The 21,440-nt window shown below is 60.5% G+C and carries 19 protein-coding genes; 14 read left to right on the forward strand and 5 right to left on the reverse strand.

Going from position 1 to position 21,440, the window contains the following annotated elements; genetic code table 11:
- Positions 1-63: 63 nt before the first annotated feature.
- From ACN0SY_RS08805 to ACN0SY_RS08815, 3 genes are all read right to left on the reverse strand, one after another.
- Complete coding sequence (locus ACN0SY_RS08805; RefSeq protein ID WP_417686424.1) at positions 64-3,246, reverse strand: efflux RND transporter permease subunit; 3,183 nt, start codon at positions 3,244-3,246, stop codon at positions 64-66.
- A gap of 3 nt (positions 3,247-3,249) precedes the next feature.
- Positions 3,250-4,734: an efflux RND transporter periplasmic adaptor subunit gene (locus ACN0SY_RS08810; RefSeq protein ID WP_417686426.1), complete on the reverse strand. Its 1,485-nt coding sequence runs from the start codon at positions 4,732-4,734 to the stop codon at positions 3,250-3,252.
- Positions 4,735-4,946: 212 nt separating this feature from the next.
- Positions 4,947-5,609: an outer membrane protein gene (locus ACN0SY_RS08815; protein ID WP_417686428.1), complete on the reverse strand. Its 663-nt coding sequence runs from the start codon at positions 5,607-5,609 to the stop codon at positions 4,947-4,949.
- 353 nt (positions 5,610-5,962) lie between these two features.
- Here ACN0SY_RS08815 and ACN0SY_RS08820 point away from each other — a divergent pair, with 353 nt between their 5' ends.
- The 11 genes from ACN0SY_RS08820 to ACN0SY_RS08870 all read left to right on the forward strand — a co-directional run bounded on the left by ACN0SY_RS08820 (position 5,963) and on the right by ACN0SY_RS08870 (position 17,031).
- Positions 5,963-6,961 (forward strand): calcium/sodium antiporter, encoded by a 999-nt coding sequence (locus ACN0SY_RS08820; RefSeq protein ID WP_417686430.1) that lies wholly within the window; start codon positions 5,963-5,965, stop codon positions 6,959-6,961.
- 54 nt (positions 6,962-7,015) lie between these two features.
- Positions 7,016-7,786 (forward strand): SDR family oxidoreductase, encoded by a 771-nt coding sequence (locus ACN0SY_RS08825; protein ID WP_417686432.1) that lies wholly within the window; start codon positions 7,016-7,018, stop codon positions 7,784-7,786.
- Positions 7,787-8,016: 230 nt separating this feature from the next.
- Complete coding sequence (uvrC, locus tag ACN0SY_RS08830; RefSeq protein ID WP_417687198.1) at positions 8,017-9,909, forward strand: excinuclease ABC subunit UvrC; 1,893 nt, start codon at positions 8,017-8,019, stop codon at positions 9,907-9,909.
- A 140-nt stretch (positions 9,910-10,049) separates the two neighbouring features.
- The gene (locus ACN0SY_RS08835) at positions 10,050-11,159 is read left to right on the forward strand and encodes an endonuclease/exonuclease/phosphatase family protein (RefSeq protein WP_417686433.1); all 1,110 of its coding nucleotides are present in this window, start codon (positions 10,050-10,052) and stop codon (positions 11,157-11,159) included.
- Between the two features lie 95 nt (positions 11,160-11,254).
- Complete coding sequence (locus tag ACN0SY_RS08840; RefSeq protein ID WP_417686435.1) at positions 11,255-11,839, forward strand: thymidine kinase; 585 nt, start codon at positions 11,255-11,257, stop codon at positions 11,837-11,839.
- Between the two features lie 291 nt (positions 11,840-12,130).
- Positions 12,131-13,789, forward strand: a complete 1,659-nt coding sequence (locus ACN0SY_RS08845; RefSeq protein WP_417686437.1) for a tetratricopeptide repeat-containing sulfotransferase family protein — start codon at positions 12,131-12,133, stop codon at positions 13,787-13,789.
- Positions 13,790-13,873: 84 nt separating this feature from the next.
- Positions 13,874-14,164 (forward strand): HlyU family transcriptional regulator, encoded by a 291-nt coding sequence (locus ACN0SY_RS08850; protein ID WP_417686439.1) that lies wholly within the window; start codon positions 13,874-13,876, stop codon positions 14,162-14,164.
- Between the two features lie 105 nt (positions 14,165-14,269).
- Positions 14,270-14,842: a CDP-diacylglycerol--glycerol-3-phosphate 3-phosphatidyltransferase gene (gene pgsA, locus ACN0SY_RS08855; RefSeq protein ID WP_417686441.1), complete on the forward strand. Its 573-nt coding sequence runs from the start codon at positions 14,270-14,272 to the stop codon at positions 14,840-14,842.
- Positions 14,843-14,870: 28 nt separating this feature from the next.
- The gene (moaD, locus tag ACN0SY_RS08860; protein ID WP_417686443.1) at positions 14,871-15,122 is read left to right on the forward strand and encodes a molybdopterin converting factor subunit 1; all 252 of its coding nucleotides are present in this window, start codon (positions 14,871-14,873) and stop codon (positions 15,120-15,122) included.
- Between the two features lie 4 nt (positions 15,123-15,126).
- Positions 15,127-15,600: a molybdenum cofactor biosynthesis protein MoaE gene (locus ACN0SY_RS08865; RefSeq protein ID WP_417686445.1), complete on the forward strand. Its 474-nt coding sequence runs from the start codon at positions 15,127-15,129 to the stop codon at positions 15,598-15,600.
- 183 nt (positions 15,601-15,783) lie between these two features.
- Positions 15,784-17,031, forward strand: coding sequence for a multidrug effflux MFS transporter (locus tag ACN0SY_RS08870; protein WP_417686447.1), 1,248 nt, complete (start codon positions 15,784-15,786; stop codon positions 17,029-17,031).
- 106 nt (positions 17,032-17,137) lie between these two features.
- On the opposite strand, the gene ACN0SY_RS08875 is transcribed toward ACN0SY_RS08870, so the two are convergent.
- A complete protein-coding gene (locus tag ACN0SY_RS08875; RefSeq protein WP_417686449.1) occupies positions 17,138-18,034 on the reverse strand; it encodes a branched-chain amino acid aminotransferase in 897 nt (298 codons plus the stop codon).
- Between the two features lie 259 nt (positions 18,035-18,293).
- On the opposite strand from ACN0SY_RS08875, the gene ACN0SY_RS08880 reads away from it, so the two are divergent.
- The 3 genes from ACN0SY_RS08880 to ACN0SY_RS08890 are packed head-to-tail and all read left to right on the forward strand — an operon-like array spanning position 18,294 to position 21,023.
- Positions 18,294-18,875 (forward strand): MarR family winged helix-turn-helix transcriptional regulator, encoded by a 582-nt coding sequence (locus tag ACN0SY_RS08880; RefSeq protein ID WP_417686451.1) that lies wholly within the window; start codon positions 18,294-18,296, stop codon positions 18,873-18,875.
- A gap of 12 nt (positions 18,876-18,887) precedes the next feature.
- A complete protein-coding gene (locus tag ACN0SY_RS08885; protein WP_417686453.1) occupies positions 18,888-19,586 on the forward strand; it encodes a response regulator in 699 nt (232 codons plus the stop codon).
- Positions 19,587-19,628: 42 nt separating this feature from the next.
- On the forward strand, positions 19,629-21,023 hold the full coding sequence (locus ACN0SY_RS08890; protein ID WP_417686455.1) for an ATP-binding protein: 1,395 nt from the start codon (positions 19,629-19,631) through the stop codon (positions 21,021-21,023).
- Between the two features lie 20 nt (positions 21,024-21,043).
- On the opposite strand, the gene ACN0SY_RS08895 is transcribed toward ACN0SY_RS08890, so the two are convergent.
- Positions 21,044-21,385: a tRNA-binding protein gene (locus ACN0SY_RS08895; protein WP_417686457.1), complete on the reverse strand. Its 342-nt coding sequence runs from the start codon at positions 21,383-21,385 to the stop codon at positions 21,044-21,046.
- Positions 21,386-21,440: the final 55 nt, after the last annotated feature.

Consider the following 21,440-nt stretch of genomic DNA (forward strand, 5'->3'; position numbering starts at 1 on the left):
AGCAAATTCAGCTTCTGAAAAGACACACGGCAGGAAGACGCATGGTCCTCCTGCCGTTTTTGTCTAGTTTCCGCCCAGCGGCTTGCGTCGCCGCAGACCGTGGCGGGACAGGCGAACTCCGGACTTGAGTGTCCTGCCGAAATCGTGCTGGACGGCCAGAAGCGCCGGTGTCACCAGCACCACCACGAAGAGACCGAAACCGAGCCCGTAGGCCAGAGTGATGACCGTCGGCATCAGGAACTGGGCCTGGCGGCTTGTCTCGAACAGCAGGGGCGCGAGGCCGAAGACTGTGGTGGCGCTCGTCAGGACGACAGGCCGCAGGCGGTCCGTTACACCATCGAGAATTGCCTGACGGAACGGACGGTCCTTCGCGTATTCATCGATGGTCGTCACCAGAACGATGCTGTCGTTGATGATAATGCCGGCCATGCCGATGAAGCCGATGATCGAGAACATGCTGATCGGAAGCTGATGCCAATGGTGGCCCCAGATCATACCGATGACGCCGAAGGGGATGACCAGCATGATGACGAGGGGCCGTGTCCAGGACGCGAAGATCCAGCACAGGGTCAGATAGATCCCGCCAAGGCAGGCGATGAAGGCAATGATCGCATCGGACAGGAACTCGCGCTCCTGTTCTGCAAGACCGGCCATCTCGCTCTGAACATCGAAACGGGCTGCAAGTTCCGGCAACAGCGTTTCTTCCAGCATGGTGCGCACGCGCACAGCCGTTTCCGGATCGTCCTCGGAAACGTCACCGCTGACCCGGAGGGTCTGCAAACCGTTTTCCCGGCGAATTGAAGCAAAACCATAGCTGCTCTCCACCTCGACGATCTCGCTCAGCGAGGCATAGGGACCGGCGGGCGACTTCAGCCGCGTATCATAGATGAACGAGGCATCTGTTTCGGCTTCAGGCAGGCTGACCTTGACCGTCACCGTTCGCCGGCCGACCGGGAACTCGGCGACCTCGATCCCTTCCAGCCGATCGCGCAGAACACGGGCAACGCTCTCGGTGGTAAAGCCCAGCGCCTCACCCTTTGGCGTCAGCCTCAGGGACAGCTCCGCCTTGTCGAAGGACAAAGTGTCTTCAAGGGCACTGACCCCGGGCATGGCGCCCAAGGCCTGCTTCAGGAATTCCGCGGCTTCCTTGAGGGACGTTGTCGAGGGTCCGTAGAGGCGAACGTCGATGGCATCGCCACCAGGTCCGGACCGCCCGCCGCGCACGGCCATCGTCTCCAGCATCGGCGTCTTGCGGATCTCCCGCTCCCATTCGCCGATGAACTTGAAGGCCGAGTAGGGCCTGAGATCCGGATCGATCAGCTCGATGGACAGACCGCCCAACTGATCTTCGTCCTTGGAGTCTGCAACGTTTAGCGAGCGCCAACCGGCATTGGCGCCAATCGTGGCAAGGGCAAACGCGACGGGCGGCGTGCCGTATTGCTCTCCGTAGCGCTTGTCGACAGCATCCAGGGCACGCTCCATTTCGGCAATCATCGCCCTGGTGTCTTCACGCGTGGCCCCGGGCATCATCGCGATATTGGCGTTGATCACGTTGCGCTCCGGCGCGTTGAAGAAGCGCCAGGGCACGGTGCCGTCGACATAGAGACTGGCCGAGATCATCAGCACCATGACCGCCAGCGCCAGAACCGTGTAGCGCGCCGTCAAAACCATGGCCATGAACGGTCGGAACAGCCGCTCCTTGAACCAGTTGAACCCCTTGTTGAAGGTCTGGTTCGGCCAGTCGTACCAGCGAGGCTGCTTGCTTGCCTTCAGCGCGTGCCGCATGTGCGCCGGCAGGATCAGGAAAGATTCAACCAGGCTGGCGACAAGCACGACCCCGACCGTGAAGGGGATGTCGGCAATCAGTTCACCAAAGCGGCCATCGATGGCGACCAACCCGGCAAAGGCGATGATCGTCGTGATGGACGCGGAGAAGACCGGTCCCGCCATGCGTTTTGCAGCAAGCACCGATGCCTCGGCCGGGCCGTAGCCGCGCCGCGACAGGAAGTCGGCATGTTCACCCACAACGATGGCATCATCGACGACGATGCCAAGGCAGATGATCAGTGCAAAGAGCGAGAACATATTCAGGGTGACGCCGAAGACATACATCAGCGCAATGGTCGCGGCCATGGCAACCGGAATGCCGGCTGCAACCCAGAAGGCCGTTCGGGCGGACAGGAACAGGAATAGGAAACCAACGACGAGAACGAGGCCGAACACCCCGTTCTCGACCAGAATTTCAAGCCGGTCGATGATGTTCTGCGCCCGCGTTTCGGTCAGCTGAACGGTAACGCCCTGGGGCAATTCGCCCTGCATCCGGGCAACCACCTCTTCCACCTTGCGCTGGATCTTGATGGTATCGCCGGCGGCATCGCGGTTCACCTGCAAGAGAACGGCAGGCATGCCCTTGTGCGAGAAGGCCTTGCCGCTTTCGCGCCCCTCGGTGACGATATCCGCGACCGATCTCAGCTGCAGTTTCTCGCCGTCCGACGGGGACCGCAGAACGATTTCACCGAGCTCTGCTTCCGAACGGCGGGTCTGCCCGGTCCTCAGGCGCGCCGATCCACCGGCCACGTCTCCGGCAGGCGTCGTTTCCATCTCCGTACCGACAACGGTGGAAATATCGCGCAGGGAAAGGTCGTGCCGGATCAGCATGGCCTCCGGCACATTGATCCGGATCACTGGATTGGCAACCCCGGTGATGGACACGCGGGTGATGCCTTCCCGGAACAGGGCCGTCTGAAGATTTTCCGCAAAGCGGGCCAGTTGGTCAGGATCGACCGGACCGAAGATGACGACGTTGGTGACCCGGTCGCTGAAGCTGCTGCGGGTCACCGTCGGCTCGTCGATACCATCGGGCAGACTGCTCCGCCCCTGGTCGACCGCGGCCTTCACGTCGTCCATGGCCTGGCCCATGTCCCAGTCGGCCTCGAACTCCAGCGAGATCGTCGCACGGCCCTCGCGTGCCGTCGAACTCGCTTCCTCGACGCCTTCCACCGCCAGCAGCTGGGGCCCCAGCAATTCGACGACGCCCCGGTCCATGTCCTCAGGACCCGCACCCGCCCATTCGACGGTCACATTGACCTTCTCGTTGACGACATCGGGGAAATATTGCGTGCGGATCTTGGTACCGGCAGCAATGCCCCCCAGAAGCATGAAGGCGAGGAGCAGGTTCGCAGCGGTTCGGTGACGAACCATGTAGTCGAAGAAGGACGTGAATTCGGACTTCAGGGACACTTTCATGGCTTACCCCCTGCCACCCCGGCTTTCGATCCGCTGCAGAAGTTCGGTCGAAACCCTTGGCTGATTCAATGCATCGATCAGGCGCGACTTGACCTCATCAGGCATCCGGCTCTGGCTGAGACGGGCGATCAGCGCCTCCCGGCGCTCCGGCTCCAGTTCGACCATGTCGTTCCCGTCCGCGGGTTTTGCCTTCGCCTGGGGAACGGCATCCCCGGCATCCTCGCCAATCACGCGCGGGACGACCTTCAGGCCAGCCCCGAGATGCGGCAGGCGCTCGCGCACATAGCGGCTGCCGAAGGGCGCGTCCGCCACAATCAGTTCATCGCCCATGCGGCGCACGACACGGACCCGGACGTCCTCAAGCCGGTCGCCCTCGCCAACGACAAGAATATCGCCGTTTTCCGTAGCCGCTGCTGCCGGGATGCGCGCGACATTGGTCAGTTGCGGCTCGCGCAGCCGGACGGTCACGAAGTCGCCGGGGCGCAGCGGCGTATCAGCGTCCAGATCCAGGCTGGCGAAGACCGACCTGCCCGCCTCGCCTTCGGCAACGACGGCTGCGGCACGTTCCAGTTTGCCCTTGGCGGTCACGACCCGCTCGCCGAGCTGTAGATCAACCTCGACCTCGGCCTTGATCAATTGTCCCCTGTCGTCCAGGAACCTGGCAAACTGACGGGTGGAGAGCGCAAACCGGGCTTCCAGCGCCGCCGGATCGATGAGCACCGCAAGGGTCTCGCTCTGGCTGACCCGCCGCCCCAGCGTTGCATTGACCTGGTCCAGCGTACCGGAGAACGGTGCCGTCACCGATGTTTCCTGCAAGGTGCGCTCGGCATCTTCCACGGCAATGCGGGCACGCGCCACGGTAAAGTCCATGCGTTCGATCTTCTTGCGTGCGGTAATGACCGATTGCAGGCGATTGGAAAGCGACTGTTCAAGAGCGGCGACAGACAATTGCTCGGTCTCGACCTGCGCTTCGGTCGAATAGCCCTTCTCGCGCAGCTGGATCTGACGCTCCAAAGCCTGGCGCCGCAACCCGATCTGCTTGCGAGCAGCTTCCAGCTCCTGCTCGGCAACGACAACCGCCTCCTCTGCTTCGGCCTTCTGGGCCTCGGCGTCGGCAAGGGCCGCCTGGGCATCCAGAAGCGAAGATTGAGCGTCCGCCGGATCGATGCGAACCAGAAGTTCTCCCTCGCGCACCACGACCCCGTCGCGGAACGTCGGTGCGGCCTCGACCAGACGGCCTTCCGAACTGGCGCGGATTTCAAGGCTCCGCCAGCTCTTGATCTGGCCGAATGTCGTCGTCACCGGATCGACGGTTTCCGGCTCGAAGCTGGAGACGTTCACCGAGTAGACACGTTCACTCACCGGCGGCTTGCGTCGCGCCTCTTCCTTGTTCAGCGCGCCAGACATCCGGTAGACGCCATAGCCGATGGCGCCGGCAGCAATTGCCAACAGAAGGATGCCCAAGAGCCCCCTGGTGAGGAACCTCATTCCATTCTCCCTCGAATATATGTCGGGCAATTATACGCCGAAATCGCGCAATCCGTTCATTCCGCAAGGCCGCTTGTCGCTAGCCCCTTACGTTCATTGTCAATTTTTATCACTGCGGTGCGGCAAAGTACGGAAAAACATGTATCGACATGTAACAAAAAACCCGGCGCACTGCGCCGGGTTTGTCATCAGGCAGATTGTCGATCCTGACCTTAGAACTTGTAGCTCATGCCGAAGCGGACAAGGTTCTCGTCCAGGTTCGACTTGTAGCGCGTGCCGTTGAGCGTGAAGCTCTCGGAACCGAAGTCCTGGTGGACATATTCCAGGCGCGCGGTGACCTTGTCGGTGACGGCACCTTCAACACCCGCGCCAGCGGTCCAGCCGAGAGCGGTAGCGCTCTTCTTGGCTCCGTTGACATTGAAGTCCTGGTCGGCGATGGCGAGGCCACCTGCGCCGTAGACCATGAACCGGTCGAACGTGTAGCCAAGGCGGCCGCGGATGCTGGAATTCCAGTCCGAACCGGTTTTCACATTGGTACCGCCGGTTGTCGCGCTGCCGTTCAGATCGGACAACTGAAAATCTGCTTCGGCGCCGAGCACGACGTTCGGAGCGATCAGGTAGTTGTAACCGGCATGGACACCGCCCTGGACGCCGTAGCCATCCGTATCCGGCGCGTTGCGGTTGTTGAAATTACCCCAGCCCCAGCCGAGGTTACCGCCGACATAGGCCCCGCCCCAGTCGAAACGGGCTGCCGGTACCTGGTCATAATAGGTCGGTGCCGGGTCTGCCGGCTGCGGAAGGTCAGCCGCAAGCACGGGGACCGACAGGGCCGAAACGGCGGCAGCGGTCAAACCTGCAAATGCAAGACGCTTCATGTGTTGTTACTCCAGATGTACTTGTCCCGAATGAAATGCGGACGGCCACCTGGCTCGTCCCCAACCTCACCCTTTTCAAAATATGGGAGGCGTTTGTGGCCTTTCATTTGGGGAATTGGGGAGTTTTCAGGGCGAATTGCGGTCTTTGTCTGGCATGGTGAACACATGGTTAACAGTGAGTTCACCCGGATACATCCGCAGCACATTGCAGCCCGATTAGAGCAAATTCCCCGCGCCATTCGGGTTGCGGGCAGCTTTTCCTGCCCCAATCTATTGCGTATAAGGCCGCAACCTGAATTGCGCGCCGCCTCTGTGACGCCATTGACCCATTTCGAACCTGAACCGGATCCCTGATGCTCTTCGACTACGTAAGCCTTGCTGGCGGCCTTGTTGTGCTGATTATTGCAGGCGACATTCTGGTTCGGGGTTCCGTCGGTGTGGCCCAGCGCCTGGGCATTCCCAATCTGGTGATCGGTCTCACTATTGTTGCTTTCGGCACATCGGCGCCCGAACTGGTGATCTCGTTGAAGGCAGCCCTCGAGGGTTCGGGCGGCATCGCAATCGGCAACGTGGTCGGCTCCAACATCGCCAATGTCCTTCTGGTCCTTGGCTTGCCCGCCCTGATCGCAACAACACCTTGCGGCGAAGACGGAGCAACTAAGAACGCGGTCTTCATGGTGGCTGTATCGGTGGTCTTCATAGCGCTATGCTACTTCACCCCGCTCTCTTTGACCGCCAGCATCATTCTTCTCGGGCTCCTGGCAGTATTCCTCGGAGATTCCGCACTTCTTGCCATCCGTCATCGCAAGGAGAAAAAGGCCGCAGCAGCCGCTGCCGCAGCCGCGGAGGAAGACGACGATGATGAACTCGATGACGTTGAAGGCGTTCCGGACGCGATCTGGATTGCGGGCGTCTATATCGCCCTTGGTCTTGTCGGCCTTCCGCTCGGCGCCCATTTCACGATCAACGGTGCCACCTCGGTCGCTCAGGCCTGGGGTGTCAGCGATGCCGTCATCGCGCTGACCGTGATTGCCCTGGGCACCTCCCTGCCGGAACTCGCAACGACCGTGATGGCCGCCATCCGCCAGCACGGAGCAGTTGCCATCGGCAACGTCATCGGCTCGAACATCTTCAATCTTCTTGCGATCATCGGGATCACCTCGGCGATCGTTCCGATCGATGTTCCCGCAGAAATCCTTCATCTGGATGTCTGGGTCATGCTCGCATGCGCCGTTCTGCTCCTTGGCATGGCGGGCTTCCGGATCTGTCTCGGTAAGATTTCCGGCGTGTTCCTGTGCGCCGCCTATTGCCTGTACATCTTCACCGTCTATTCTCTCGGCGCGGCGATCTGACAGGTCGGCGAGAGCGTATTCTCCCTGTCTCTCTCGACATGACCCGGACCAGACATGACAGGCACCTCTCCCATCGCCCTCATCACGGGCGCCTCCAGCAGGATCGGCAGCGCCATCGCCCGCGATCTTGGCGCACATGGCTGGCGGCTTGTGCTCCACGCTCATCGCAATGATGCCGCTGCACGGCAGCTTGCGGCCGAGATCGTGTCTGATCATGGTGGACCGGCGCCGCACGTGATTTCCGGCGACCTGAGGCGGCAGGATGAGCTTGCAGGGATCTTTGAGGCTGCATCTGCGCCCTTCGGGACGCCGCAAGTCCTGATCAACAATGCCTCGATCTTCGAAGACGACGGTATCGGGCGTCTCGACCCGGATCTTTTCGACGCTCACTTCGCGATCCACACCAAGGCGCCTCTGTTTCTGGCTGACGCTCTGGCAGGGGCGTTGTCACCCGAAAGCAAGGGCCTGATCGTCAACATCATCGATCAGAGGGTCTTGAAACCGACACCGCAAGCCATCAGCTACAGCCTGTCCAAGGCAGCCCTTTGGAGCGCGACGCAGATCCTCGCGCAAGCCCTCGCCCCAACTATCCGGGTCAACGGCATCGGGCCGGGCCCGAGCTTCAGGAACGAGCGTCAGAGCGAGGCGGAGTTCGCCCGGCAGGCTGGCGCAGTCCTGCTCGGCAAGGGACCGGATCCCGAAGAGTTCGGGCGTACCATCCGGTACTTGTGGGAAACGCCATCGATCACTGGTCAGATGATCGCACTGGACGGCGGCCAGCATCTGGCGTGGCGGACGCCGGATGTCATCGACGTGGGCGAATAAGCCCTGCCTGCGGCCGACTGATCAATTGCATGTGGGCGACGCGCCTCTGCTGACACAGTCTCGGCAAAAACCTGCTAGGCTTGCCGCAAACACATATCTCGGGAAATACGCCCCTCGCGCAGTCACGCATGCAAGACACGCCTACCCCAGACCAGCCTGAAGCTTCAGACGCCGACCCTGCCGCTACGCCGGAAGAAACATCCGCAAAGCCTCTCAAGGGCGTCGAGGTCATTATCGATCAGGTCAAGCGCCTGCCCATGGGGCCGGGCGTCTATCGCATGCTCGACGAGAACGGCGAAGTGCTTTACGTGGGCAAGGCGCGCAGCCTTAAGAAACGCGTCTCCAGCTACACCCGCCTGCAGGGCCAGTCGAACCGCATCATGCGGATGATCATGTCGACGGCGGCGATGGAATTCGTTGTCACCAGCACCGAGCCCGAGGCGCTGTTGCTGGAAGCCAACCTGATCAAGCGGCTGCGCCCGCGCTTCAATGTGCTTCTGCGCGACGACAAGTCTTTTCCTTACATCCTGATCACCGGAGACCACGAGGCACCGGCGATTGCCAAGCACCGCGGAGCGCGCAAGCGCAAGGGAGACTATTTCGGTCCATTTGCCTCCGCCGGCGCCGTCGACCGCACGATCAACGCGTTGCAGAAGGCCTTCCTGATCCGCAACTGCTCGGACAGCTACTACGAGAACCGGTCTCGCCCGTGCCTTCTGTTCCAGATCAAGCGCTGCGCGGGGCCCTGCACCGGAGAAATCGCACCGGAGGACTATGCCGGGCTCGTTGCCGAGGCCAAATCGTTCCTGTCCGGCCGCAGCCAGCTGGTCAAGCAGGAGCTGGCCCAGCAGATGGAAGCGGCCTCCGAGACGCTGGACTTCGAACGCGCCGCAATCTACCGCGACCGCCTTGCGGCGCTGTCCCATATTCAGGCCCATCAGGGCATCAACCCGCAAAGCGTCGAGGAAGCGGACGTCTTCGCCATCCATCAGGAAGGCGGTCAGACCTGCGTTCAGGTCTTCTTCTTCCGCACCGGCCAGAACTGGGGCAACCGGGCCTATTTCCCGAAGGCCGACAAGGCGATCGAGGAAGAAGCGATCCTGGAAAGCTTCCTCGCCCAGTTCTACGATGACAAGCCGGCCCCTCGCCTGATCCTGCTGTCGCACCAGATCGAGGAACTGGATCTTCTCGGCGAGGCCTTGAGCGAACGCATGGGCCGCAAGGTCGAAATCTCGACCCCGAAGCGTGGCGAGAAAAAGGACCTTGTCGACCACGCTCTCACGAACGCGCGCGAGGCGCTTGGCCGCCGCCTGGCGGAAACTTCCAGCCAGGCGCGTCTCCTGAAGGGTGTCGCGGAGGCATTCGACCTGCCGGCCACACCGCGCCGTATCGAGGTTTACGACAACTCCCACATCATGGGCACGAATGCGGTCGGCGGAATGATCGTCGCCGGCATGGAGGGCTTCTCCAAGGGCCAGTACCGCAAGTTCAATATCAAGTCCGAGGACCTGACCCCGGGCGATGACTACGGGATGATGCGCGAAGTCCTGACCCGGCGTTTTTCGCGCCTGATGAAGGAGCATCCGCGCGTCTTGGAAAAACCCGCAGACACACCGCAGATCGAAGGCGATGACGATGCCGGCGAGGGTAATGTTCCTGCCGCAACGGATATACCTGCCTGGCCGGATCTCGTCCTTATCGACGGTGGCCAGGGGCAGCTGACGGCTGCCCGAGAGACCCTCGAGGAACTCGGCCTGACCGATGTGCCGCTGGTCGGCATCGCCAAGGGTCCGGACCGCGACGCAGGCCGGGAAAAGTTCTTCATCACCGGCAAGCCGTCCTTCATGCTGCCGGAGCGCGATCCGGTGCTCTATTTCGTCCAGCGCCTGCGCGACGAAGCCCACCGCTTTGCCATCGGCTCGCACAGGGCCCGGCGCAAGAAGGACATCACGAAGAATCCGCTGGACGACATCGCCGGCATTGGTCCGACACGAAAGCGCGCCCTGCTCCGACATTTCGGAACCGCCAAGGCCGTATCCAAGGCAGGGATGGACGATCTGGCAGCCGTACCGGGCATCTCGGAAGCCATTGCCCGCCTCGTTTACGATCACTTCCACGAATAGGCAGACAGGCAGGTCCCGAGATGGTAGGGAGGGCCGCAAACATGACCGGGCTTCCGGTTCGCCCTGTTTGAACGGACATTTTCCTGACGATGCCCCCGATAATTCCTGAGACCGATCCGCGGAACTCCGAGCCGAAGGAAATGCCACGTCAAGCGAGTGAACCCCGGACGGTGATGGCGCGCTGGATCTCCCTCGTGGGCTGGATGGGCATCGCCGGCGGAATGGCTGTCTGTATTCTTGGCTTTTCCGCGTTTCTTGCTCCCGGCTTCTGGTTCACCGACAACATGAGCTTCTTCCAGCGCCAGTTCGTCGGCGCGGCGCTCTGCGGTCTCATTGGCGGACTGGCGGGCCTGACGGTCTCCCATCGCCTTCCGGTGCTCTACCGCAAGTCGATCCTGATCCTCGGCGTGATGATCGTGACACTCGGCGGCCTGCTCATGGCTCGCATTGATGCGGTTACGCCAGACATGCCCGAGGCAGAAGGCGCGCGCCCGGCAAAACGGATACGCCTGGTCTCCATCAACCTGGAACACCTGGATCTGCGCGACGAGATACTGATCGCCTATCTCGACAGCCTGAAGGCCGATGTGATCGTGCTGGAAGAAACGTCATTTGGCTGGCAGAGGCGACATATGACAGGCAGCGGAGGAACGTCGGAACTCACGTCGTTCGGCCCTTATCCTGTGCATGTGGCGGAAGGCACCTTGGGGGATGTGGTTGTCTTCTCCCGTTTCCCCGTCACCCGCCTCACACCGGTCACCATCACAGGCCATGACAATGGCAATCCATACGATGACACCAACCGGGAGGTGCTTTCGCTCACCCTCGATCTGGGCGACCAGCCGCTCAACCTGATTGCCGTGCACCCGAGCAGTCCGCGAACGCCCGCACGCTGGTCAGATCGTCAGGCCTATTTCGAGGCTGTCGGAACAGAAATCGACCGTCTTGACGCTCAAGCTCCCCTGATCGTCTTCGGCGATTGGAACCTGTCGCCGTGGTCAGGCCATTTCCTGCGACTTCTGACGGACAACGGGCTGACAACCGCCTTTCCGGACGGACTGCCTCAAACGACGAGATTCTTCTTCGACTACCGCCTGCACTGGCTGCTCGGCGCGATCGTGGATCATGTCGCGGTCTCTGCCGGCATTGTCATCGACAACGTTGAACTCGGCCCCGTCCTACCCACCGATCACTTGCCTCTCGTGGTTGACGTATCGGTTGCCGGACCCGCAACGGTTAACGCCAATTAACCTTTGCATAAGTCGAGATAGCGGATTGAGCCTGAGGGCTCGCCTGTAAACAATCGCCGAAATTTAAAGCGCGATTCCGGACCGGCGACCGACACATGGCAAAGCTCTACTTCAACTACTCTTCCATGAACGCGGGCAAGTCGACCGTCCTTCTGCAGGCTTCCTACAATTACGAAGAGCGCGGCATGAACACCCTGCTCATGATCGCCGCCATCGACGACCGCGCCGGCAAGGGCCGCATCGCCTCACGCATTGGCCTGAGCGCCAATGCAGGGATTTTCGGTAGCGACGACGATCTCTTCGAACATGTGAAAAAGGCCTGCGCTGAACGCGATATCCATGCCGTCTTTGTCGATGAGGCGCAATTTCTCAGCGAAGAACAGGTGTGGCAACTCGCCCGCATCTGCGACGTGTTGCGTATCCCGGTCATGTGCTTCGGACTGAGGACGGATTTCCAGGGCAAGCTGTTCCCCGGCTCGTCCGCGCTGCTCGCCATTGCCGACAATCTGAAAGAGATCAAGACCATCTGCTGGTGCGGCAGCAAGGCGACCATGGTTGCACGCATGGACGGAGCCGGAAACGTCGTCGAGGAAGGCGACCAGGTCGTGATCGGCGGCGAGGAAACCTACGTCTCCCTTTGCCGCAAACACTGGTCGGCGCGCCAGCTCAAGGCCGACTGACAGCTCTTGCGGCTCCTTTGCACTGGCTGCATGGAGCCGGGTTGCGCCTTTTTTCATTCACATTGCTGCAAGGGACGGCATCCACAAGATGCCAGATTGCAGGCTTTTGATTTTTTTCCTTTATTATTTCAATAATTTATAGCGCCTCCCGGCTTGGTATCTGCGGATTGATACACTTGATCTCAATTTCGCCACTTTTCAGCCGGAAATCCGCCGAAAAGTAAACTTCATAGTTTACCTCTAGTTTCACGGCCGCCCTCCCTCGGCCTGCTGACGTAATTGGCATAATCCATGACACCCAACGTGACCCGCCTCGCGCAGGATGCGCTCGCGCATCAACACGCAGGCCGCCTCGACATCGCAATCCGGATGTTCTCCGAGGTTCTGCAACATGAACCGCGCCATCCCCAGGCGAATTTCACTCTTGGCATCGCCGCGTATCAGGAAGGCAGGATCGGTGCAGCGGTCGACCATCTGAGGACCGCGGCCTCTCGCGCCCGAAAGCACCCGCAGGTGCAACAGCTTCTGGGATTGGCCCTGTTGAATTCCGGGGACCTGGAAGGTGCACGCGAAGCACTTCAGAAGGCCGTGGCCTTGGCTCCCAAAGTCGCCGAATTGCATGCGAACCTCGGCGACGTTTACCGGTTGATGCGCAAGCCGGTCCTGTCACGCAAGTGCTTCGAGCGCGCTTTGGGCATAGACCCTGATCACGGGCTTGCGCATCTGGGCCTCGGCCAGTTGGAGGTTTCGCTCGGAAATATCGACACCGCCACCGATCTGTTCGAAAAGGCACTCGCCACCGGCCAGGAACAGCCTGCGGCTCTCTATCGCCTCGCCTTCACCCGCACCCACAAGGAGCAGCCGGAGATCCTGAACGTGATCCAGGCCATGCTCGCGGACGGAACCGACCGGGCAGCACCCGATCTGGCAGATCTCCACTGGGCGGCAGGCAAGATTCACTACGATCTGGGCGACACGCCGATGGCCGCAGAGCACTATCGCACCGCCCGCCGCCTGCGCTACGACCCGTTCGATCAGGTCGCCCATGACGAACGCATTTCCTTCATGCGTGATATCTTCACCCCGTCCTTCTTCGATGAACGCCGTGATGCAGCAGACAGCTCCGCTCGCCCTCTCTTCATCTTCGGAATGCCCCGCTCCGGCACGACACTCGCCGAGCAGATCATTGCCCGCCATTCGGATGTCGCCAGTGGCGGAGAACTTTCCTACTTCCGCGACCTCCAGCGCAAGATCGGCTTGATGGGACCACCCTCTGCGGCCCTCGAACGCCAGTTGACCGGCATTGAGCCACGGGACTTCAGGCGGCTGGCCCGGGGATACCTGCGCGCGCTCGACAGCGTCGACAGGAGACTTCCCCGTGTCACCGACAAGATGCCCCATAATTTCGAGATGCTGTGGCTGATGGCGCTTCTGTTTCCGAAAGCAGCCTTCATCCACTGCGACCGTTCGCCCGCCGACGTTTGCGTATCGCTTCTCTCCCATGCCCTCTCGCCGGCCCACAACTACTGTCGCACCCAGGAAAGCGTCGGCGCTTATTTCCAGTCCTATGACCGCTTGATGACCCACTGGAAAAACGTGCTGCCGGTCGAAATCCACACACTTTCCTACGAGGCACTTGTGAACGATCAGGAAGGGCAAAGCCGGCTGCTTCTGGAACGCGCCGGGCTGACATGGCAGGAAGAGTGCCTGGAGTTCTATAATGGCGACGCTCCGGTCACGACATTTTCAGACCTGCAGGTGCGTCGACCGATGTTCCGCTCCTCCATTGGGCGCTGGAAACGCCACCGCGACCTGCTTGACCGGCTGTTCGAGGCGCTCGGCCCCCTGGCACCGACCGAGATCCGCGCGAAGGATCCGGACCTTCCAGAAACAGAATTTGGCGCTCAATCCGCAGCCAATGACGAAATTCGCGAGCATAGAACCGCCTGAAACCACCCAGCCGCTTGAAGGCCGGGTACCTTGCGGGATAAACCAAGCCTGAAGAAGAGTGATCAGCAGCGCGAGGAGAGGCTCATGTTAGGCAAGCTCATCAAGGGCCTGTTCGGATCGTCCGCAGGCGGACCGGCACGGTCTGCCGCCGCGGCACCGGTTCTTTACGATGGCTATGAAATCATCGCTGACCCGATGGCCTCGAACGGTCAATGGCAGGTTGCAGGCCGCATCGAGAAGGACGTCGAGGGAGAGAGGAAGGTTCATACCTTCATCCGCGCCGATACCATGCCCACCTCAGAGGAAGCTGCTGAGCACATGGTGCGCAAGGCCAAGGTGATGATCGACCAGCAAGGAGCAGGCATCTTCTCCTGACCGGTCTGCCGAACGGTGCAATCTGCGCCTTTTGGCAGCGTTGACTCACCTGCGGCCTCATGCTTGTGTCCGCCTCAAATCACTGTCCCCTGTCCGAAAGCCCTTATGAAAAGAAACGTCGTCTTCAGCCTGCCCAACATCCTCACCTACGGCCGGATTGTCGCGGTGCCTGCCGTCGCAGGCTGTTTCTACTTCGAGGGGGACACGCCGCGTTGGGTTGCGCTCGCCATCTTCATCGTTGCAGCGATCACCGATTTCTTCGACGGCTATCTGGCGCGCGCCTGGCAGCAGCAGTCCGCGCTTGGCCGCATGCTCGACCCGATTGCCGACAAGCTTCTCGTTTCCGTATCGCTGCTCATGCTCGCCGCGATCGGAACCATCGGCGGCTGGTCGCTCGTCGCCGCGATCATCATATTGTGCCGGGAAATCCTGGTTTCCGGCTTGCGTGAATTCCTGGCCGAATTGCGTGTCAGCGTTCCGGTTACTCAGCTCGCCAAATGGAAGACCACGGTTCAGCTGGTTGCTATCGCGCTCCTGCTGGTCGGCCCTGCCGGTGAAGCTGTTCTTCCGGGAACAGTCATGGCCGGTCTGATAGCGCTCTGGCTGGCAGCCGTGCTGACCTTATATACCGGGTATGACTATTTCCGTGCCGGAATCGGTCACCTGATCGAAGACTGATCGAAACGTACTTTGGGAGGACGTTCGCTTGAACATTCGATATTTCGCCTGGGTTCGTGAGCGGGTCGGCATCGAGGAGGAAACGCTCGACGTTCCGGCCTCTGTCACGACAGTGGCCGACCTGATCAGTTGGCTGAAGTCGATTGACGAGCGTCATGCCTTTGCATTCGAGGAACAGGACGCGATCCGCGTCGCCCTTGACCAGATGCATGTCGAACACGACGAACCGATTGGCGCGGCCCGTGAGGCGGCCTTCTTCCCGCCGATGACGGGAGGCTGACGCCATGAGCAGCCACGAGCCGGTGACCCCGCGCGTTCTTGTTCAGAGCGAGGATTTCGACGCAGGTGCCGAGGCAGAGCGCTTGTCGGCCGGGCGCACGGATGTGGGGGCGCTTGTGTCTTTCACAGGGCTTTGCCGGGACGAGGACGGACGCCTGTCTGCTCTCGAGCTCGAGCATTACCCCGGCATGGCGGAAGCCGAGATCGGCCGTATTGCAAAAGAGGCCTGCTCCCGCTGGCCTTTGACCGGCCTGACCGTCATTCACCGCCACGGCAAGCTTGCCCCCGGATCGAACATTGTTCTTGTCGTCGCTGCATCCTCGCATCGCCGCGCGGCATTCGAGGCGGCCGATTTCCTGATGGACTACCTGAAGACCCGTGCCCCGTTCTGGAAAAAGGAACATCCGAGAGATGGTGACAAGGGGGATTGGGTCGAGGCCAAGGCAATCGACGACGCGGCAGCCGAACGCTGGAACTGAATGGTTCCACCCGCAACCAAATCCGCCTAAGTTGTAAAAATTGTCCTTGCTCTAATTAGGTAGGCCGGTAGTATCCGCCGCTATAAGAACCGCGGGTGAGATCCTGTTTTCACCCAATAAACAATCGGCCAGGAAACGCCCCGTCCGCCAGTCCCTCGCCGCACCGCTCTTCCAGGAGGGCTGATGCCCGCTGAAAATTCCAAAACGACCTACGGCACGCACGCTTCCCCCGGGATCCCGTTTGCCGAGTTCGTCATCATGATCGCAGCCCTTATGGCTCTCAACGCCCTTGCGCTGGACGTGATGCTGCCCGCCCTGCCGGATATCGGCGCGGCACTTAACATCGAGAACGAAAACGATCGACAGCAGGTGCTTGTCGCCTACCTGATCGGGTTCGGAGCCGCACAGCTCTTCTATGGACCGATCTCCGACTGCATCGGACGGCGCGGCATTCTTCTGGGAGGTCTTGCGGTCTATTCTCTCGCGAGCATCGGCGCACTCATGTCGGATACGTTGGAGCACCTGCTCCTTGCGAGATTCATCCAGGGGGTAGGCTGCGCCGGCACCCGCGTTATCGCTGTTTCAGTCGTTCGTGACTGCTTTTCCGGCCGCCAGATGGGCAAGGTCATGTCTCTTGTCATGATGATCTTCATGGCGGTGCCGATCATCGCACCCTCGGTTGGTCAGGCGATCCTGCTCATGTCCAACTGGCACTGGATCTTCTCGATGCTGCTGGTTGCTGGGACCGTCATGCTTGTCTGGTGCTGGATCAGGCTTCCCGAAACACTGCCAAGGGAATACCGGCAACGTTTCGACATCCAGACCATCCTCCGCGCTTATGCAAAGACGGTAACGACCCGTATCAGCTTCGGCTACACGCTCGCCATCACCTTCGTCTTCGGCGGGCTGTTTTCGTTCATCACCATGTCGCAGCAGATCTTCGTCGACATCTTCGGCCTTGGGGTGTGGTTTCCGCTCGTCTTCGCAGGAACGGCCATTGCCATGTCGATTGCCTCCTACACCAACTCGCGTCTGGTGGAAGCGGTCGGCATGCGCCGTCTGTCACACATTGCCTGTCTGGTCTTCACCGCCTGTGGCATCACGCTCTACGCACTGGCGGTTGCTGGCATCGAGAACCTGATCCTCTTCACCCTTCTTTCCGGCTCGCTGATGGCATGCTTTGGCTTTATCGGCGCCAACTTCAATTCCATGGCGATGGAGCCCCTTGGCGATATTGCCGGGACCGCGTCGTCGGTGATCGGCTTCGTCACCACCCTTGGCGGGGCTTTGCTCGGCTATGCCATGGGTCAGATCTTCGACGGTACGACCCAGCCGATCGGCCTGGCCTTTTCCCTCTATGGCCTCGCAGCACTGGCCTGCATCCTTTACGCAGAAGGCGGCACCATGTTCAGGACACGCCACGAAGCGTAACACCGCCGCCCGTTTGGCTGGTACAGGACATCATATGCAAAAAGGGAGCGCCCTGCCGGGCGCTCCCTTTTTCGATTTCGGAACTTTGTGCGGACGTTATCCTAGATCAGACTGCCGCCGGGGACGGCTGCTTTGCCCGCACGAGAGCGTCATAGTCTTCCATCAGCGTCTTGGTGATCTCGCCAACCTGGAAGTTGTATGGGCCGATCTCGGAGACCGGGGTCACTTCGGCAGCCGTACCGGTCAGGAAGCACTGTTCGAAGCCTTCCATCTCTTCCGGCATGATCACGCGCTCGATCACCTCGATACCGCGGTCACGCGCAAGACCGATGACAGTGCGGCGGGTGATGCCATCCAGGAAACAATCCGGCTTCGGGGTATGGATCTGGCCGTCCTTGATGAAGAAGACGTTCGCACCGGTTGCCTCGGCGACCTGGCCGCGCCAGTCCAGCATCATGGCATCCGCATAGCCCTTGCCTTCGGCGGCATGCTTGGAAAGCGTACAGATCATGTAAAGGCCGGCGGCCTTGGACTTGTAAGGTGCAGTCTGCGGATCCGGGCGGCGATACTTGGCAAGATCCAGCCGGATACCCTTCAGACGCTCTTCCGGCTTGAAATAGCTCGGCCATTCCCAGGCGGCAATCGCCAGGTGAATGGTGTTGTGTTGGGCGGATACGCCCATCATCTCACTACCACGCCAGGCAACCGGACGCAGGTAAGCGTCGACCAGGTTCATGCGCTTCAGAAGCTCTTCCTTGGCCTCGTTGATCTGGGTCTCGGTCCAAGGAATGACGAAACCAAGCTCACCTGCCGATGCATGCAGGCGTTTGGTGTGCTCTTCGGACTTGAAGATCTGACCGCCATAGGCACGCTCGCCCTCGAACACGCAGCTGGCATAATGCAGGCCATGGCTCAGCACGTGCAACTTTGCGTCTGCCCACGGAATGAATTTGCCGTCAAACCAGATTTCGCCGTCGCGCTGATCAAAAGGCAGTCCTGCCATCGTCTCTCTCCCCGGGGCCTCATACTGTCGAGGCCTGGCTTTAAATATTTCCAAGCATAATCGGCACTGGCTCGGGAGACCGGACTTGCGCCAACCCACTCTCCCGTGTTTTGCACCCTGCCGAAACTATCGGTATCCTTCGTCTGACGGAATTGAAGGGGCGGATTCGTTTTGGGTCAATGCTCAAAACAACGCCAAACCGTTCAAAGATTTCGTTCAGAACGCTCGTTAGGTAACAATCGGCACAAAATAAGTCAATATGACTGACGTAAATTTCAAAAAGCTTTCAAACGCTGTTCTGACGGCGGGCGAGGCAGGCTCCGATGGCACGACGGGCGGGGAGATCCAGGATCTGCCCTATGACCTGATCGAATTGCTTTTTTTCGCCTATCGCGACTTCACGGCCGATCCGGACGACGAGCTCGCCGCATTCGGCTTCGGCCGGGCGCACCACCGCGTGCTGCATTTCGTCGACCGCAATCCAGGGATCATGGTGACGGATCTGCTCAGTATCCTGCGCATCACCAAGCAAAGCCTTGGACGCGTTCTCAAGCAGTTGGTCGATCAGGATTATATCGAGCAGCGGCCCGGACCAATCGACAGGCGCCAACGCTTGCTGCATACGACCGCAAAGGGGCACGACCTTGCCGTCAGCCTTGCGATCCAGCAGTCGGCGCGCCTTAAACGCGCCGTAAACAACCTGCCAGATAATGGCGGAGAGATCGTTCGCCAATTCCTTTTCCAGATGATCGACGAGGACATGCGCGGCGATGTCGCCCGACTGGTCAACAAGAAATACCGCCCGGCGGCGCCGAAACCGGCGTCTGATCCGGATCTGTGACGGGACAAAAACGTGACGACATCTCCACCGGACGACAATGCAAGCCACATCCTCCTGGTAGATGACGACAGCCGCATCAGGGACCTGCTGAGCCGAGTGCTGATCGAAAACGGCTACCGGGTCACATCTGCGCCCAGCGCGGCGGAGGCGCGCAAGTGTCTGAACGGCCTTGCCTTCGACCTCCTGATCCTCGACATCATGATGCCGGGGGAGACGGGTCTGGAACTGGCAGGATGGCTGCGAGAGCATTCGACCATCCCGATCATCATGTTGACTGCAAGATCCGATGCATCCGACAGGATCGCGGGTCTTGAAGCCGGCGCCGACGACTACCTGGCGAAGCCTTTCGAGCCTCGTGAACTCATGCTTCGCATCTCCGCAATTCTCAGGCGCGGTGGCCCACGGCTCCAGCAGGCGAATTCGGAAATCCAGTTTGGACCTTTCACCTTCAATGCTGCGCGCGGCGAGCTGAAGAACGAGGGCGTCCTCGTCCGGCTGACCGACCGGGAGAAACAGATCCTCTCGATCTTTGCCGAGCAACCCGGAGCGACCGTGCCTCGCCACAAGATCGTCGGGGATGAGAGCGGACTTGGAGAGCGCACAGTCGATGTCCAGATCAATAGGCTGCGCCGCAAGATCGAGACAGACCCGGGTAACCCTGCCTATCTGCAGACCGTGCGCGGAATCGGCTACAGGCTTGCCTGTGACTAGGGTTCGGACCCCGGTCGGGGCGAGAGAAACGGACACCCAGCCATGGCCAATCTGAATCATTTTCTCGACGTCATCCGCCTGCCCTTCCCGCTGAAGCCGCTGGTCGACGCCTATCGCCGTCTGACCTGGTTCATCTATCGCTGGATGCCCAAGGGGCTCTATACCCGCGCCCTGCTGATCATCGTGATGCCGATCGTGATCCTGCAATCGGTTCTGGTCTTCGTCTTCATGGAACGGCACTACGAACTGGTGTCCCAGCGGATGTCCGAAGCCGTCGTGCGGGAAATCGCTGCTCTGGTCTACGTTCTGGAGAACTTTCCCGCAGAAGACATAAACTCCAAGATCGAAACACTTGCGAGCAGCGCACTTGGCATGTCCGCAACGGTGATGGATCTTGCTCCCCTGCCTCCGCCAGCCCCCAAACCCTATTTCGACGTCATCGACCAGGCCTTGTCTCGTGCGATCGGACAGACGATCGGCAAGCCCTACTGGATCGACACCGTCGGCAGATCGCGTTTCGTCGAGGTCAGGATCCAGCTGAAGGACAGCATCCTCCGGGTCTTTGCAAGGCGGAGCCAGACCTTCGCCTCCAACTCGCATATCTTTCTGGTCTGGATGTTCTCCACGTCACTGGTGCTGATCATCATCGCGATGCTGTTCCTGCGAAACCAGATCCGGCCGATCATACGTCTGGCGAGCGCGGCAGAGGCTTTCGGCAAGGGCCGCAAGGCGGACGATTTCCGGGCCAGTGGCGCCCGCGAAGTCCGCCAGGCAGCACAGGCATTCATCGAGATGCGCCGGCGTATCCAGCGTCAAATCGAGCAGCGCACGACAATGCTTGCCGGTGTCAGTCACGATCTGCGGACAATTCTGACACGTCTGCGTCTCCAGCTGGCACTCTTCGGTGAAACGCCGGAAAGCGAAGCCATGCGCAAGGACGTCAGCGAGATGACGAACATGCTGGAGGACTATCTTGCCTTTGCGCGGGGCGACGGCGACGAGGACGTGAAGATCACCGACATGGCACTGATGCTGGAGGAACTGGAGGAAGAGGCCGAAATCTCCGGGACAGACATCACTGCAACCTTTGCCGGCGAGCCCGATATTCCCCTGCGCCGCCTTGCCATGAAACGCTGCCTGGCGAACCTCGTCACCAACGCAGCAAAATTCGGAACGCGCGTAGAGGTGACCGGAACAAGCGCAAACGGCTGGCTGACGGTTATCGTTGATGACGACGGCCCGGGCATTCCGGAAGACGAGCGGGAAAATGCTGTCAGGGCATTCCACCGTCTCGATAGCGCCCGCAACCAGGACCAGCACGGCAGCGGTCTCGGCCTTGCGATTGCGCGCGACATTGCCCGCAGTCACGGCGGAGATCTATATCTCGAAGATAGTCCGCTCGGGGGACTGAGAGCGCGGGTCAGGGTCCCCGCCTGAGCAGCAGGGAATACTGCTCCTCAAAACAGGCGCCCGCCAATCGGCACATCCTTGTCGGGTGCAAGAAGTACGACTTCACCTGCTTCATCCGGCACGCCAAGTGTCAGCACTTCCGAGCGGATCGGACCGATCTGGCGCGGCGGGAAGTTCACAACGGCCATGACCAGCCGGCCGATCAGTTCTTCGGGCTGGTAGTGCTTCGTGATCTGCGCGGAGGACTTCTTCACACCTATCTCGGGGCCGAAGTCGATCATCATCTTGTAGGCCGGCTTGCGGGCCTCGGCAAAAACCTCTGCTTCGACAACACGGCCGACGCGGATGTCGACCTTCATGAAATCATCAAAAGAAATCTCGTCACTCACCACACGATCCCCGACTCACTCTTCGTATCCCTGAAGGTGGCCCGAGGCGTCGCGA

The sequence above is a fragment of the Roseibium sp. genome, from assembly GCF_048261595.1.
GTDB lineage: Bacteria > Pseudomonadota > Alphaproteobacteria > Rhizobiales > Stappiaceae > Roseibium.

Coding starts and splice junctions, on each gene's coding strand:
- ACN0SY_RS08875 (WP_417686449.1), bottom strand. CDS start 18,034: ATGGCAGGACTGCCTTTTGATCAGCGCGACGGCGAAATCTGGTTTGAC.
- ACN0SY_RS08890 (WP_417686455.1), top strand. CDS start 19,629: ATGGCCAATCTGAATCATTTTCTCGACGTCATCCGCCTGCCCTTCCCG.
- ACN0SY_RS08870 (WP_417686447.1), top strand. CDS start 15,784: ATGCCCGCTGAAAATTCCAAAACGACCTACGGCACGCACGCTTCCCCC.
- ACN0SY_RS08820 (WP_417686430.1), top strand. CDS start 5,963: ATGCTCTTCGACTACGTAAGCCTTGCTGGCGGCCTTGTTGTGCTGATT.
- ACN0SY_RS08805 (WP_417686424.1), bottom strand. CDS start 3,246: ATGAAAGTGTCCCTGAAGTCCGAATTCACGTCCTTCTTCGACTACATG.
- ACN0SY_RS08865 (WP_417686445.1), top strand. CDS start 15,127: ATGAGCAGCCACGAGCCGGTGACCCCGCGCGTTCTTGTTCAGAGCGAG.
- ACN0SY_RS08815 (WP_417686428.1), bottom strand. CDS start 5,609: ATGAAGCGTCTTGCATTTGCAGGTTTGACCGCTGCCGCCGTTTCGGCC.
- ACN0SY_RS08845 (WP_417686437.1), top strand. CDS start 12,131: ATGACACCCAACGTGACCCGCCTCGCGCAGGATGCGCTCGCGCATCAA.
- ACN0SY_RS08840 (WP_417686435.1), top strand. CDS start 11,255: ATGGCAAAGCTCTACTTCAACTACTCTTCCATGAACGCGGGCAAGTCG.
- ACN0SY_RS08880 (WP_417686451.1), top strand. CDS start 18,294: ATGACTGACGTAAATTTCAAAAAGCTTTCAAACGCTGTTCTGACGGCG.
- pgsA (WP_417686441.1), top strand. CDS start 14,270: ATGAAAAGAAACGTCGTCTTCAGCCTGCCCAACATCCTCACCTACGGC.
- ACN0SY_RS08850 (WP_417686439.1), top strand. CDS start 13,874: ATGTTAGGCAAGCTCATCAAGGGCCTGTTCGGATCGTCCGCAGGCGGA.
- ACN0SY_RS08810 (WP_417686426.1), bottom strand. CDS start 4,734: ATGAGGTTCCTCACCAGGGGGCTCTTGGGCATCCTTCTGTTGGCAATT.
- ACN0SY_RS08825 (WP_417686432.1), top strand. CDS start 7,016: ATGACAGGCACCTCTCCCATCGCCCTCATCACGGGCGCCTCCAGCAGG.
- ACN0SY_RS08835 (WP_417686433.1), top strand. CDS start 10,050: ATGCCACGTCAAGCGAGTGAACCCCGGACGGTGATGGCGCGCTGGATC.